This window comes from Haliscomenobacter sp., from assembly GCF_040403615.1.
GTDB lineage: Bacteria > Bacteroidota > Bacteroidia > Chitinophagales > Saprospiraceae > Haliscomenobacter.
In genome coordinates this window covers 36006-51153 of sequence record NZ_JBBAKG010000008.1, presented here as the reverse complement: position 1 = coordinate 51153, position 15148 = coordinate 36006, and the positions used below count along the sequence as shown (strand labels likewise).

Below are 15148 nucleotides of genomic sequence, written 5' to 3'. Positions count from 1 at the left end.
CTAAACAGATTAGCAATGTCACGATTGAAATGGATGTGCAGTGGGGTATTGTCCCTGTGGGCACTGTGCCTTTTTGCCCAAATTGACCGAATCGAACCCATGAACTGGTGGGTAGGAATGAAAAATCAGGAACTGCAACTGATGATCAGCGGCAAAAACATCGGAGAAACCACCCCAAGCCTCGCTTATCCCGGCGTAAGCATCAAAGCCGTGCACAGTGGGGACAGCAAAAATTACCTCTTTGTAGACCTGGTGATTGCTGCCAGCACCCAGGCGGGTAGTTTCAAGATCAACTTCAAAAAAGCAGGACAGGCTACTCAAACCTATACTTACAACCTGCTGCCGCGCAATAAAGCCGCCCAAAACCAAATGGGCTTTTCCTCCAAAGATGTCATTTATTTGATTACGCCTGATCGCTTTGTCAATGGCGACCCCCTTAACGATTTCAGCGATACACTAAGGGAAAAAACCATCGATCGCAAGTCGGATTATGCCCGCCACGGTGGTGACATTCGAGGCATCATCAATAGCCTGGATTACCTGGCTGATTTGGGCATTACCGCCATTTGGCCAACTCCACTGTTGGAAAACAACATGCCCAAATGGTCGTACCACGGCTACGCGATCACCGATTACTATAAAGTAGATCCCCGCTTTGGCAACCTGGCTGAGTATAAAGAATTGGCGGACAAAGCCCGTCAAAAAGGCATCAAGCTCATCAAAGACGATGTGGTTAACCACTCAGGAGTGCAGTACTGGTGGATGAAGGATTTGCCCTTCAAAAACTGGGTCAATTATGCAGATTCCATTCAGATGACCAATCACCGCCGTACCACCAACGAAGACTTGTATGCCGCAGAAGTTGACAAAAAATTGATGGTCAAAGGCTGGTTTGTACCCGATATGCCCGACCTGAACCAGGACAATCCCTATCTGGCCAAATTCCTGATCCAAAACAGCATCTGGTGGATCGAAACGCTCGGTTTGGGGGGGATCAGACAGGATACTTATCCGTATTCTGCGAAATCTTTTTTGAAAGACTGGTCTTGCTCCATCATGCGCGAGTATCCCAATTTCAGCATCGTCGGGGAGGAGTGGAGTACCAACCCACTGATTGCTTCATACTGGCAACAAGGCAAAAAGAACAGTGATGGCAACGTCTCCTGCCTCGAAAGCCCCATGGATTTTCCGCTTCAACAAGCCTTGATCCAGTCCCTTGTCGAACCGGAATCATGGGACAAAGGCTTGGTGAAACTCTACGAAGCGTTGGCCAATGATTTTGTGTACGCCAATCCGCAAGCCCTGATGGTTTTTGGGGAAAACCACGACATGGATCGCCTTTTCACACAAGTGAAAGAAGACGTCGATTTGCTGCAAATGGCACTGACCTACCTATTGACCATCCGCGGCATTCCTCAGCTCTACTATGGCACCGAAGTTTTACTTCAAAACACCGCCAAACCCGGCGATCACGGCTTGATCCGCAGCGATTTCCCCGGCGGTTGGGCTGGTGATCCCGCCAGCGGATTTACTGGCGAAGGCTTGAATCCCAACCAAGTACGCATCCAGTCTTTTTTGAAAAAAATGCTGAACTGGCGCAAACAAAAAAGTGTGATCCACGATGGCAAAACCTTACATTTTGCCCCTAGCAATGGCATTTACACCTATTGTCGCTACAACGACTCCGAGACGGTTTTGGTGATCCTGAACAAAAACACCGAAGCCAAAACGATTGATCTGAACCACTATGCTGAAGCAATCAAGGGAAGAACCAACGCACTGAATGTGCTAACCGGGGAGACACTGACCCTCGGAAAAAGTTTGCAGGTGAATGGGAGGATGGCGATGGTGCTGGAGTTGAAGAAATGACGAATTTTTCAAAATATTTGTAAATTAAGTGTAACCTTTTTCCTAATCTGCATTATATAGGAAAAAAATAACTCTGAAAAAAAAGTCCAGATGTTCTCAAATTTGCAAATTAGTCGTACCCTTGCAAAAAACGAATGGATGGATCGGTCTACTAAGACTGTTTCGGAGTCTGCAATGCAACAAGAGTGGGAGGAAATTCGCGCAGCCCAGGGCAACCCGGCACTGTTCCGTCCGTTATATGAACGTTACTATGAGTCCGTTTTTCGACAGATTTATCGACGTACTACCGATATGGAACTCTCTGGCGACCTGTCTTCGCAAGTTTTTCTCAAAGCACTCCAAAAGATCAACACCTATACTTTTCAGGGCGTGCCCTTTTCGGCATGGCTGTTTCGCATTGCCGCAAATGAGGTAAGTCAACATTTTCGGCAACAACAGAGCAACCGGGTGGTCAGTGTCAACGACCTGCAACTGCACGATCTGATTGATGAAATTGGATCAGATCCCGAAGAAATGGAAGCGCTGCGCCGCAAAATGTTGGGTGCACTAGACAACCTGAAAGAAGACGACATGCAACTGATTGAAATGCGCTTTTTTGAGCAACGATCGTTCAAGGAAATTGCCGAGATTCAAGGCATCACCGAGAACAATGCGAAGGTTAAAGTACATCGAATTTTGGAACGCCTTAAACGCAAATTATCAGGAGGGTAGCATTCAGTAAGGAAATCATTTTTTTTGCTACAATGACAGCTCTCTGAGTAACTGTGATCCAAAACCAGGTTACTAACTATGGGGAACAATTACAACATCAAACGCAACGTTCCGGAGCCGGACACAGCAGACATCAACAAGTTCAAGGACTTTGATGCCCTACTAGCCGGCTACCAGAACACCGAATCAACTCAGGAGGGTGGGCAGATTCGAGCATTCATTTCGCCACGCGAAGGACAATCCAACAGCCGCATGCGCCGCTGGATTGTCATGGGTTCATCCCTTGCGGCAGCAGCAGCGGTGGCGTTGCTCCTGATTGTACGTTCCCTCGATGACCTGCCTACTCCAGCGCAATCACTCGCTGTAGCCGATGCCTATTTTGCCCAAAAGCCTTTTGTCAACCCTCCTCTGGCAAAAGTCAAGCCTCAAGGCAAGAAAATTTCCATTGATGTTGCCCTGGGCGCCAGTGTTGATCTCAATGAAGGTACCCGCCTGGTGATTCCTCGTACTGCTTTCCAAAACGACCGGGGTCAACTGATCCAGGCAGGAGAAGTAGACGTTTTTTACCGGGAAATGCACGACGCCGTCGATTTCTTTATGGCAGGCGTTCCGATGACCTACGATTCAGCAGGCATGCGGCATTACCTGCAATCGGCAGGTATGATCGAAATCATCGCTACTCAAAATGGTCAACCCGTGGGCATGGCTCCGGGCAAGAAGATCCGCATTGAATTGCAATCCAATGTAGTGCCCCAAGCCGATGGCTCTTGGCCTACCTTTAAAGTATACCACCTCGATACCCTCGCGCGCAATTGGGAGTTTCGGGGCAGCAGCAGCATGGTGTTTGATGAAGCAATGCAGCTTGATCCAATCTCGAATACTGAACAACAATTTGAAGCTAAAAAATCCGCGATTTTGGCAGCCGACCCTGCACCTCTGCCTCCGGCCAAGCCCATTAAGCCAGATGGCAAAGCCATTTCATTCAACATGGATTTGCGGAGTGGCGAGATTCCGGTTGAACCCGGTTCGGAGGAAGCCGTTGCCAGTTTGCAAAAAGGATCGATTTGGCAGGTTTTGCCCAATTGCCCCAGCTTTGATCCGGCTTTGTTAAATCTGGAATGGAAATCAGCGGGACTGAAACGACTGAGCGAAGTAGAATACGAGTTGACCCTGATTGACGATAGCCAGCAATTGCGCTTGTTGGTACAACCTGTCATCATTGGCAAGGAATTTGAAAATGCACTAAAGAGATACGACGAAGCACTGGCCAGGTATCAATTGGAATTTGCCGAGTGGGAAAAGCGCAGCAACCAAAATATCAAAGCCCTCGAAGAACGCTATAAAATTGAAACAGACAGTCAGGCTGGAAAGAGTAACCTCTCCATTGCCCGCAAAGTGCACCATATTTTTGACATCAACGCATTTGGCATCTGGAACTGTGACCGCCCAGCTCCGTTGGCTTCCAACAGTTTCCGCATCCGAACCATCGAGGACCAAAATGGCAACAAATACCCCAATCAAACGGCTTATTTGACCGATAAATCTGGTGGATCGGTGTACCAATTGCATACAGGCCGCGGCAGTACCGTCTATTTTGATTCTAAAAAAGAGTACTTGCTCTGGCTAATGACCCCTGAAGGAAAGTTGGCCATTGTGAAAACCCAAGCCGAATGGGCGGATTCTAATCCCAAAAAAGGCGTTAAATTGAACGTGAAAATCTTTGACCGTGAAATCCGCAACGAAGCTGATCTTCGAAGGGCGCTAAAATCGAATTAGCCATTGAAGCTCTTGATCGATGGGAATGTATTTCTTGTCGATCAAAGTTTCAAGCGCAACTCCAGTTTGGCTATGAATTCATCGCTGGTACTCAGGGTATTGAAGTAGTAGCGCTCTGGGTACAAAATCTCCAACCTTTTTTGCAAATTTACCAAGCCAATACCGCTGTTCGTATGAGGTTTTACAACTTCAACAGGCTGGTTGATGGTATTTTGGAGGGAAAAACTCAATTTCTCTTCCTGCAAGCGAATTTTTCCTTTGATAGCGTATTGTCCACTTCGATTGCGGCCAACGTGCTTGAAACTGTTTTCCACCAAAGTCAAGAGTAGGAGAGGGGCAATTTGACAAGAATTCTCGCCAACCTGAATGTCCAGATCCAATTGCATTTCTTCTCCAAAGCGCCATTTTTGCAACTGAAAATAATTGAGCAAGTGCTGAAGGTCTTGTTTTAGTTCAACCTCTGGTGCACCGCCTTCGTACAGCACATAGCGGAGGTTTTCGGAAAGCTTGAGGATGGCTTCGGGTGTTTTGGGGTCTTTTTCCAATGCTAAACTGTACAAACTATTCAGGTTGTTGAACAAAAAATGGGGATCGAGCTGGGCTTTTAAAGCATCCAGTTCGGCTTGGGTTTTTTGTTTCTCCAGGAGTTGAATTTGTTGTTTCTGCTCTTGCTCCCGAAACCAGCCTTTGGACAAATTCAATAATGTACTCAATAACCAAAAACCACTAAGGAAAACCAAGATTGTACCCGGTTGATAATAGGAAATGAAGTAATAACCAGGGAAAATAGAGTCCACCAGGTAGTTCATAATCAGGTAGTACCAACCAACTCCCGTCACTAAAACTAGCAGAATGGTCAGCAAAAGTTTCCAGTACTGATGTTTGGGCAACAGCCGCTCAATCAAGGCAATGTTCCAATAAACGACCCAGGAAGCGGGAATCAAAAAAAGCAGGGTATAATAAAAATCGGTGAGTGTAAGCTCGGCATTATAGGCAGTAATGCGGAAAATGATGAACCCTGCCAAAGTCCAGAACAACAAGTGTTGAAATACCTGATTTTGGACTATGGCAGAGATCATTTTTTTCATTTTTTGACTACTTTACTCAAAATTTTGGGTTCATTGCTATCAAATAGTTTGGCATCGTTGCCGTATTTCTGAAAGAATTCTTGCAGTTCTTTGGTAGAAGCAGTCAGTACGGTAGTTGAAGAATCCGTGTTTTCATGCTTAATCCGAATCTTGCGCTGCTCGAACAATTCTTTCAGGTAATCTTCATTGAAAGGATAAACATAAATTTTTTCTCCTTTGAAACCAAGTTTGTAAAAACTGTGACCAGGAATGTTGTAAGCCAAAAAGCCAACATCGGAATTTTCAGCACCTTTTTTTCCGTTCTTTTGGGCCTCTTCTTCCTTCTTGATTCTTGCCGCTTCCTCGTCACTAATCGGTTGTTCTTGCATGACGATGTCCAGGAAGTAATTGCCTTCAATTTTGACCATACCCACTTCGTACTCCGCATAGTAATTATTGGCACGACAACGCAGGTGGTACTTTTTGGATTTGTCGGTTTGGTAAAATTTCCAATACATGCCTTCTTTGTCCTTCCAGGTGGCAACCAGTTCTTTTTTGGTCACCAAGGTGTTTTCGGTATACAGTGGGTACAAAGAGGTGATGCAGGATTGCATGACCAGAAACAACAGGGCTACAAACAAAATCTTTTTCATGATTGGTGTTGGTTTATGCTTTGATGATTATTGTGTTACAACATTAGGCTTAATGCAGATGCACTATGGAAAAAATCGGTGAAAAGCATTGGAAAGTAGGTGAAATGGTATCTTTCCCCAAAATTGTAAGTCATGCTGTCGTTTTTGAACAGAATTGCCCGTTTTAACCCCTCTTCCTTTCAGTTTTTGCAAACTGCAGCTGCGGGTTTGTTATTGGGTCGGGCATGGCAGCACCTCTTTTGGGACGCGCCTTATCGGGAATTGTTGTGGGATGAATATTGGATGCGGGATATTGTGGCCAACATTTTTGGGCTCAGCTGGTCGGATTACGTAAGCAACCCCATTTACGATGAACGGATTCAGCTTTTTATTCGCGGAATGGGGTGTTTTTTTGGATTGAGTGCCGCCGCAGCCGTAGGGATTAAATGGGTTCCGAGATTGGCGAGGGTGATGCTGTGTATTTCAGGAGCCGTACTTTTTCTTTTGGCTATTTTGAACTGGAAGGAATACAGTTGGCAGCTTGGGCAATTGTTGGAGTACACCTTGCAATGGATTACGCCCTTGCTACTGGCTGCCATCAGCAGCAGATCGATTCCTGATTTCTGGATTCGCTATGCATCCAGGTTTGCCATTTCCGCTACTTTTTTGGGGCACGGGTTGTACGCGCTGGGGTATTACGCTGTACCTGGTACTTTTGTAGAAATGACCATGCGGTCACTAAACATCGGAGAAGCTGCCGCCCGGAATTTCCTCTTTGTAATCGGTAGTTTGGATGTATTGGCCGCATTGGGGGTAGTCTGGCCAGTTCGATTCAAGAACACTATTTTTGCCTATTTGGTCTGCTGGGGTCTGCTCACTTCCTTCGCCAGAGTATGGAGTTATTTCAGTTTTGATTTCTGGGAAAACTGGCTCCAAATGTGGGTATATGAGTTACTTATGCGCTTTCCCCATTTTTTGGTGCCTTTGTTTTTATGGAAAAATGAAAAATAACAGCACGATAACTTGATCTTTGAATAAGATTTTGTTTACATTTGTTGATATAAACAGCGAAGCACTAGTTCCTCTAATTCGCAAACTTTCATTTCACTTACTCCTCATTATGTATGCTATCAAAACCAGGTGTTTTGAAGCATCAAGTCATGCATTATTCAGTAGAATACTTGCAATTAATTTGTTTTTAGTCTGTGGATCATACTCACCGAATTACCGCAACTACTAACAAACTTTGCAAAATGAAACCATTCAATGCACCCCTTTCTCTCCTTCGAACTACGGTTCAAATTCTATTTCTTTTTTCGCCAATATTTCTCAGGGCGCAACCCTGGGGAAACGATTTTTTAAATCCTAAAGGCAATTTAGGTACGATCAAGAAAAATGCCGAGACTTATTTTCAAAAAGCAGGAACGGCAAAAGGATCAGGATTCAAACAATACAAAAGATGGGAATACTATTGGAAAAACCGGGTCAATAAAGACGGTTCATTTCCTGCAGCAAATGTGCGTCAAATAGAAATGGGCAAATACAACTCCGGCTTAAAGGGCGTTCAGCAATCAGGTGGCTCCAGTTGGACCAGCTTAGGCCCCAATTCATCTTCTGGTGGATACGGAGGGGTAGGCCGCATCAATCGGGTTGCTTTTCATCCAAGTAATGCCAATACTTTTTTTGCCTGCACTGCAGGTGGAGGCTTATGGAAAACCAGCAATGGTGGTACTTCCTGGGCTACCCTGACTGGAAACTTGAGTCGAATTGGTACCAGCGATTTGGTTATCCACCCCACCAATCCAGATACCATGTATCTTGCTACTGGCGATTGTGATGGATTTGACACCCCTTCTTTGGGCGTTTTCAAAACCACCGATGGTGGAACCACCTGGAATGCAACAGGTTTAAGTTTTACCGATGGTCAAAGTGTCGTCATCTTCAAGCTGATTATGCATGCCTCAAATACCAGTATTATTATGGCCGCTACCAACGCTGGTATTTACCGCACCATAGATGCCGGGGCAACCTGGACAAGAGTATTCAGCAGTGCGATAATTTATGACCTGGAAAAAAAGCCGGGAGATGCCAATACCTTTTATGCCTGCTCCGGTACTCAGATATATACTTCTGCTGATGCAGGGGCTACCTGGACTTCAAGAACAACCATAGCAGGAGCCAGAAGAATCGCTTTGGCAGTAAGTGCCGCAAATTCAAGTTTTGTAGGCGCATTGGTTGCGAAAAGCTCCGACAATGGTTTTTTGGGATTTTACGCCTCTACTGATTCAGGAGTCAATTGGTCATCAAGATCCATTTCTCCCAACTTGTTGGGTTGGAATGTAACAGGCAATGATTCAGGTGGGCAAGGCTGGTACGACTTGTGCCTGGCCATAGATCCCGCTAATGCCAACAACATCTACATTGGTGGCGTAAATACCTGGAAATCTACCAATGGCGGTACATCCTGGGTCATCAATACAATGTGGTATGCTACAGGGTCGATACCTGAAGTGCATGCCGATAAGCACGATATTGCTTTTCAAAACAATTCTACCCTTTTCCAATGCAATGATGGGGGCATCTATAAATCTACTAATGGTGGTTCTTCCTGGACAGATTTGACCAATGGAATGTCTATTAGTCAGATGTACAAAATTGGCGTTTCTCAAACTGATACCAAAGTTATTGCAGGATTGCAAGACAATGGTACCAAACTCAAAAGCACCGCCAATACCTGGGCAGACAAAATTGGTGGGGATGGGATGGATTGTGCCATCGACCCCAGTAATGGCAACATCATGTATGGCGAATTGTATTATGGCGATATATACCGCTCCATCAATGGAGGATCAGGCTGGTCAGCAATTGCTCCCAACATCGGCTTTGAAGGGGCCGGCTGGGTAACTCCGTTCGCCCTGGCACCTAGCGCTCCTGCTACGATCTACATCGGCTATGAAAACCTGTACAAGTCATCCAACAATGGAACAAGTTGGACCAAAATGACCAATGGCCAGACTGGCGGCTATATCATCAACAATATTGCGATTGCTCCCAGCAATGCCAATGTGGTTTACTTTAGCTCTGACCAATATTTGAACTCCGGTGGTAATTTGTACAAAACCACCGATGGTGGATCAACCACAACAACCTTGACCAAACCCAATTCTTCGGGTTACATCAATGGCATTGCCATCGACAATACCAATCCCAACAACGTGTGGGTCTGTATGGCAGGCTATTCGGCGGGTTTAAAAGTATACAAGTCTACCAATGGTGGATCTACCTGGACGAATGTCAGCGGCACTTTGCCCAACCTCCCGGCCAACTGTTTGGCGTATGCCAATGGCAGCAATGGTGCGCTCTATCTGGGGATGGATGTGGGTGTTTACTACATCGACAATACCCTTTCAGATTGGGTGCTTTTCAATACGGGGTTACCCAACGCAGAAATCTTCGATCTGGAAATTCAGTATGCAACCAGTACCATCAAAGCGGGTACTTATGGAAGAGGGCTTTGGGAATCGCCATTGTTTACTGGTGCAGATTCGACGTTGACGGTATCTACGACTTCCCAAACCTCTAGTTCCTCTGCGGGCAGTTTTACCATTACAGTTACAGCAAATGTAGATTGGTCGGTGAGTTCTGACGCCGGATGGTTGACGGTTTCGCCCACTTCCGGCAATAACAATGGAACGGTGACTGCTACCTTTACGGCCAATACGGGTGCTGTGCGTACCGGAACCATCACATTCACAGCCGGAACTTTGATTCAAACCGTAACGGTTACGCAGGCTATTCTTGTAGAAATATCGGTAAGCCCAACTACTAAGTCAATCAGCCCTCCTGCGGGCAGTTTTGCCATTTCCCTCAGTTCGAATTCAGCCTGGACGGTCAGTTCAAATGCCGCCTGGTTAACAGCTTCACCTACTTCGAGTGCCAGTAATGCTAGCGTTACTGCCAATTTTACGGCCAATACAGGTGCAGCACGTACAGGTATCCTTACTTTTAGTGCAGGTGGAGTAACGCGTACTGTTACCGTAACCCAAGCTACCTCTGCTCTAACGGTTTCTCCAACGACCCAAGCTGCATCTGCAGCAGCAGGAAATTTTGCGATTACCTTGACTTCCAATGTAAACTGGACGGTTTCTTCCAACGCAGTGTGGCTAACCGCTTCACCTACTTCAGGAAGCAACGACGGATCAATCACCGCAAGTTATACCGCCAATACTGGTGCTGCCCGCTCCGGGACGCTCACTTTTAGTGGTGGAGGACTTACCCGTACTGTAACGGTTACCCAGGCCACGCCCAATTTGACCGTGACCCCAACTACGCAAAGCGTATCTGCATTGGAAGGTACTTTTGCCATCACCCTGACCTCCAATGTAGCCTGGACGGTCAATTCCAATGCAGTATGGCTCAGTACCTCCCCAACCTCCGGCAGCAACAATGCTACTGTAAACGCGATTTATACTGCAAATACAGGAGCCAGTTCCCGCAGTGGAATATTGACTTTCACTGGAGGAGGGATCACGAGAACGGTGACCGTTACTCAGGTTGCACCAATACTTACGGTATCGCCAACGACACTGGCTCCAAGCGCAGCAGCGGGTAGCTTTGCCATCACACTGACTTCCAATGTACCCTGGACGGTCAATTCCAGTGAAGCCTGGCTAACGGTAAACCCAACTTCAGGCAGCAACAATGGCACTTTAACGGCAAGTTATACCGCCAACACAGATGCTTTCCGAACCGGCATACTCACCTTCACTGGTGGCGGGCTGACGCGTACAGTGACAGTCACCCAAGCTGCCCCAACCTTATCGGTAACTCCGACAACTCAAGCGCGTACTTCTGCAGCAGGAAGCTTTACCACCACTCTTACTTCAAATGTGGCCTGGACGGTCATTTCTGATGCGGTATGGTTGACAACAACCGTCAGCTCTGGAAGCAATAATGCCACGGTTACGGCCAATTATACCGCCAATACTGGTGATGCACGTACCGGAGTACTGACTTTTATGGGAGGAGGCATTACTAGAACAGTAACGGTCACCCAGGCAACACCGCCAGTCTTGACCTTATCACCCACCACCCAAGCAGTTTCCGCAGCAGCAGGCAATTTTGTGATTACTCTCAACGCCAATATTGCCTGGACGGTAACTTCCAATACTGCCTGGCTAACAGCTACGCCTACTTCCGGTAGCAACAATGGAACGGTGAATGCCATTTTTACGGCAAATACCGGAACTGCAAGAACGGGCGTACTTACCTTTGCAGGAGGAGGACTTACGCGTACTGTGACAGTAACTCAGGCTGCTCCAAACCTGACAATTACGCCAACTACCCAATCCGTAACTCCATTAGCCGGAAGTTTTGCCATTACTCTTACATCCAATGTAAACTGGACAGTTTCATCCAATGCAGTATGGTTGACGTTTTCTCCAGTATCTGGAAAAGACAATGGTAGCATTACTGCCAATTATACAGCCAACACGGGAGCATTACGCACTGGTACGCTTACTTTCTCAGGTGGGGGCATCAGCCGTACTTTGACTGTCACTCAAGCGGCGCCAGCTTTGACGTTAAGTCCAACAACTGCTGCTCCTGGCGCTGCGGAAGGAAGTTTTGCGATTACTGTGACGGCCAATATAAACTGGACGGTTGCCTCCAATGCAGCATGGTTGACCACTGCAGTCACTTCTGGTACAGGCAATGCGGTAGTAACCGCAAATTATGCCGCCAATACTGGAGCTGTACGCACTGGCGTCCTTACCTTTACAGGAGGAGGACTAACCCGTACAGTCACGGTTACTCAAGCAACGCCAACCCTGACAGTTACCCCAACAACACAGTCAAGAACGATTGCTGCGGGGAGTTTTACGACCACCCTTACTTCCAATGTAGCTTGGACGGTTAGCTCTAATGTACCTTGGATGGCTTCAACTCCTGTTTCGGGTACAAATAATGCAACCATCACTACAAACTATACTGCCAATGACAAAGCGGCACGCGTTGGAATTCTAACGTTTACTGGTGGAGGCATCACCCGCACCGTGACTGTAAATCAGGCTGGATTACCTGCATATTTGATTGTATCTCCGCTTTCTAAATCCGTAATATCCACGCCAGATACTTTCCAGTTTTCTGTTTCAGCTAATATTCCCTGGACAGTGTCCAATTCTGGTTCTTGGTTAATGCCAGGTATAGTGAATGGAGTCAATGATGGCCGTGGATTTGTATATTTCCAACAAAACAACGGTAGTTTGTTGCGTAGAGATACGGTATATGTCTCAGGTTCAGGAATAACCCGCAAAATTGTAGTTACTCAGGATGAAGGCAGTGCTGCTGGAGTTACCCTGGAGGTAGAAACGAATGCAATCAGTGCTGCTGCTTCGGCGGCGATGGTGCTAGATTCGATTACATCGAATGGATGCTGGACTATCCGAGAAAGCGCTTCCTGGATCATGTCTGGTGTATCTGAAGGATTTGGGAATGCCAAAATCACTTTGTTTCTGCAACCCAATACTTCTGGCACATCTCGTTCTGCGGTAGTTACGGTTTCTGCCAACGGCATTTCCCGTTCGATTACCATAACTCAAGGAGCAGCCGGTACAAACTTTACCACCGCAACCACTCTGGATGAGTTTGTACATCAAATTGCTTATACTACAAAAACAGAGGGCAGAATACCGAGAATCGAGCTATATCCAAATCCAGCCCAGAATACGGTCAATATTGTTTTTGATGCACTTGACACCAAAGATCAAAGTCCACGTTTGGTGGTTTTTGATGGTATGGGAAGAATTGTAGTGCAAAAAGACAAGACCAGCAATTTGCAGCAATTGGATGTGAGCGACTTTGCTACAGGAATGTACATTTTCAATTTCTACTTGTCGGATAACAAAATCATCAACAAGAAATTGATTATCAATAGGAATTAGTGAAAGAGAAAAGCCTGTACTTAACTGGCACCAAACCGGCACTTCGGCTTCGCTCAGTGACCGGTTTGGTGCCAGTTAAGTACAGGCTTTTCTCTTTCACTACATAGCCAAAATTCCAGCCATTTTCAGCAACTGATTGTTGATGGGTTTTTCGCTAAAAATAGCCTCTTTAAATGGCGTATAAACGATCTCATCGTTGACAATACCCGCCATAACGTCGGAACGGCCTTCAACCAAGCCCTCTATAGCCGCGTGACCCATGCGACTGGCCAGCATGCGATCTTGGTGGCTAGGAGAACCGCCACGTTGCAAGTGACCGATTACGGCTACCCGAATATCAAAAGCCCCAGGAAGCAATTCGTTTACTTTAGCTGCAATTTCGTTGGCGTTGCCCAATTTGCTGCCCTCGGCCACGATGACCAGGCTAAACAATTTTTTGCGCTTGGCGCTGCGTTGAAGTACATTGACTACATCATCAATGGTCGTATCAATTTCAGGCGTGACTACACTCTCCGCACCACTCGCGATCCCTGTGTGTAAGGCAATGTACCCTGCGTGCCGCCCCATGACTTCGATAAAAAATACCCGATCATGTGAATCGGCAGTATCCCGAATTTTGTCTACTGCATCGATGGCAGTATTCACGGCAGTATCAAAGCCAATGGTATAGTCGGTGCCATATAGGTCATTGTCGATGGTACCTGGTAAGCCAATGATGGGCACATTGTGTTCCTGCGCAAAAATATTTGCACCTGTAAACGTACCGTTGCCACCAATGGCAACACAAGCATCAATGTCGAAGGCTTTTAAGGATTCATAGGCTGTTTTACGGCCTTCAGGCGTCATGAACCGTTTGCTCCTTGCCGTTTTGAGGATGGTACCCCCACGGTGGATGATGTTGGCCACATCTTTGCGTTCCAAACGTTTTAAATCGCCATCAATCATACCTTCATACCCACGTGAAATACCATATACATGCAAGTCGTGGTAAGAAGCGGTACGAACCACTGCACGAATAGCCGCGTTCATGCCCGGAGCATCACCTCCGGAAGTGAAAACGGCAATGCGTTTAATGTTTGATTTCATCTCTTGTAGCTACTTGTTGGGTTATCCAAAGGATTCATGAGTAGTTCAACCTACACACAAATCCGTAGGGTTATTTTTCACGATTCAACTCATGATTCCGGTGGAATTGCACCAAATTGTCAATGGGCTTCAAGATAAATACTCCCGGCTTCATTCCGCGTTCTTCCAGAATAATTTTTACGATATCTTGGAAGTAGTAGGCTACCGATCCAATAAAATGGATGGGCATCGAAAGGTGACCAGGGTATTTGCGCACGTTGCGATCTATGAATTCAGTAAAAGATTGGTAAATCAACTTTTGGATGAAAAAGTGGTTTCGATACTCGCCTAAAAACTTGGTAAAGGAAGCGAGGTATACATTTGGTTGTGGCTTGCTGTATACGTTGTCCAATATTTCGTCTTTCCCTCCTGGGACTTGCTCTTCAAACGCTTTCAACAAGTCGGGTGGAAGTTCGCGATAGAAATATGCCCGAACCAGGGCTTTGCCCAAATGGGCACCACTGCCTTCATCTCCAACGAAATAGCCCAAATTGGTTACGTTGTCGGTTACTTCTTTGCCATCAAATAGACAAGTATTGGAGCCTGTGCCAATTATGCAGGCAATACCGGGTTCATTGCCGCAAGTGGCGCGTGCTGCTGACAACAAATCGTGCTCTACTTCCACATGTGCATTGGTAAACAATCGACGCAAGGCACGTGCAATCGTTTCTGCTTTGGCATGATCCCATACTGCCGTACCATAATAATACATGGCAGTTACCAATGACAAGTCTACCTGGTGTTTGTCCAGTTCTTCTTTGCTTTTCTCGTAAATGAGGTCTTCACTATGGTAAAGTGGATTGAAACCCATGGTATGAAGCAAAAGTGCTCCTTCATCGGTTAAAAGCATCCAATCCGTTTTGGTGGATCCACTATCGGCTACAATGATCATAGGTGTCAGAGCGGTTTAAAGGCTGTTTTTTGAATGAATACGGAGGTAAAGGTAGTGTAAAACCTACACTAAGGTAAAATTGACGGCGACTTTTTTGGAAAAACAAAAAGTTTCTTAAAGTTTTGTTTATTTAAT

Annotated in this window: 9 protein-coding genes; 5 read left to right on the top strand and 4 right to left on the bottom strand. The window is 46.2% G+C overall.

Annotation, left to right across the window (positions count from 1 at the left end; genetic code table 11):
• Window positions 1-15 precede the first annotated feature (15 nt).
• The 3 genes from ABW391_RS04280 (at window position 16) to ABW391_RS04270 (ending at window position 4356) form a co-directional block, all read left to right on the top strand.
• The gene (locus ABW391_RS04280) at window positions 16-1869 is read left to right on the top strand and encodes a glycoside hydrolase family 13 protein (RefSeq protein ID WP_353480593.1); all 1854 of its coding nucleotides are present in this window, start codon (window positions 16-18) and stop codon (window positions 1867-1869) included.
• A gap of 138 nt (window positions 1870-2007) precedes the next feature.
• Entirely contained in the window at window positions 2008-2580 is a 573-nt protein-coding gene (locus ABW391_RS04275; RefSeq protein ID WP_353480592.1) for an RNA polymerase sigma factor, read from the top strand.
• Between the two features lie 78 nt (window positions 2581-2658).
• Window positions 2659-4356: a hypothetical protein gene (locus tag ABW391_RS04270; RefSeq protein ID WP_353480591.1), complete on the top strand. Its 1698-nt coding sequence runs from the start codon at window positions 2659-2661 to the stop codon at window positions 4354-4356.
• 41 nt (window positions 4357-4397) lie between these two features.
• Here ABW391_RS04270 and ABW391_RS04265 read toward each other — a convergent pair whose 3' ends face one another.
• On the bottom strand, window positions 4398-5444 hold the full coding sequence (locus ABW391_RS04265) for a sensor histidine kinase (protein WP_353480590.1): 1047 nt from the start codon (window positions 5442-5444) through the stop codon (window positions 4398-4400).
• Window positions 5441-6076: a hypothetical protein gene (locus ABW391_RS04260; protein WP_353480589.1), complete on the bottom strand. Its 636-nt coding sequence runs from the start codon at window positions 6074-6076 to the stop codon at window positions 5441-5443. The genes ABW391_RS04265 and ABW391_RS04260 overlap by 4 nt, the downstream gene beginning before the upstream one ends.
• A gap of 132 nt (window positions 6077-6208) precedes the next feature.
• Here ABW391_RS04260 and ABW391_RS04255 point away from each other — a divergent pair, with 132 nt between their 5' ends.
• On the top strand, window positions 6209-7066 hold the full coding sequence (locus tag ABW391_RS04255) for a hypothetical protein (protein WP_353480588.1): 858 nt from the start codon (window positions 6209-6211) through the stop codon (window positions 7064-7066).
• A 242-nt stretch (window positions 7067-7308) separates the two neighbouring features.
• A complete protein-coding gene (locus ABW391_RS04250; protein WP_353480587.1) occupies window positions 7309-12996 on the top strand; it encodes a BACON domain-containing protein in 5688 nt (1895 codons plus the stop codon).
• Between the two features lie 99 nt (window positions 12997-13095).
• Here ABW391_RS04250 and pfkA read toward each other — a convergent pair whose 3' ends face one another.
• A complete protein-coding gene (gene pfkA / locus ABW391_RS04245; RefSeq protein WP_353480586.1) occupies window positions 13096-14082 on the bottom strand; it encodes a 6-phosphofructokinase in 987 nt (328 codons plus the stop codon).
• A 70-nt stretch (window positions 14083-14152) separates the two neighbouring features.
• Complete coding sequence (locus ABW391_RS04240; protein WP_353480585.1) at window positions 14153-15013, bottom strand: hypothetical protein; 861 nt, start codon at window positions 15011-15013, stop codon at window positions 14153-14155.
• Window positions 15014-15148 lie beyond the last annotated feature (135 nt).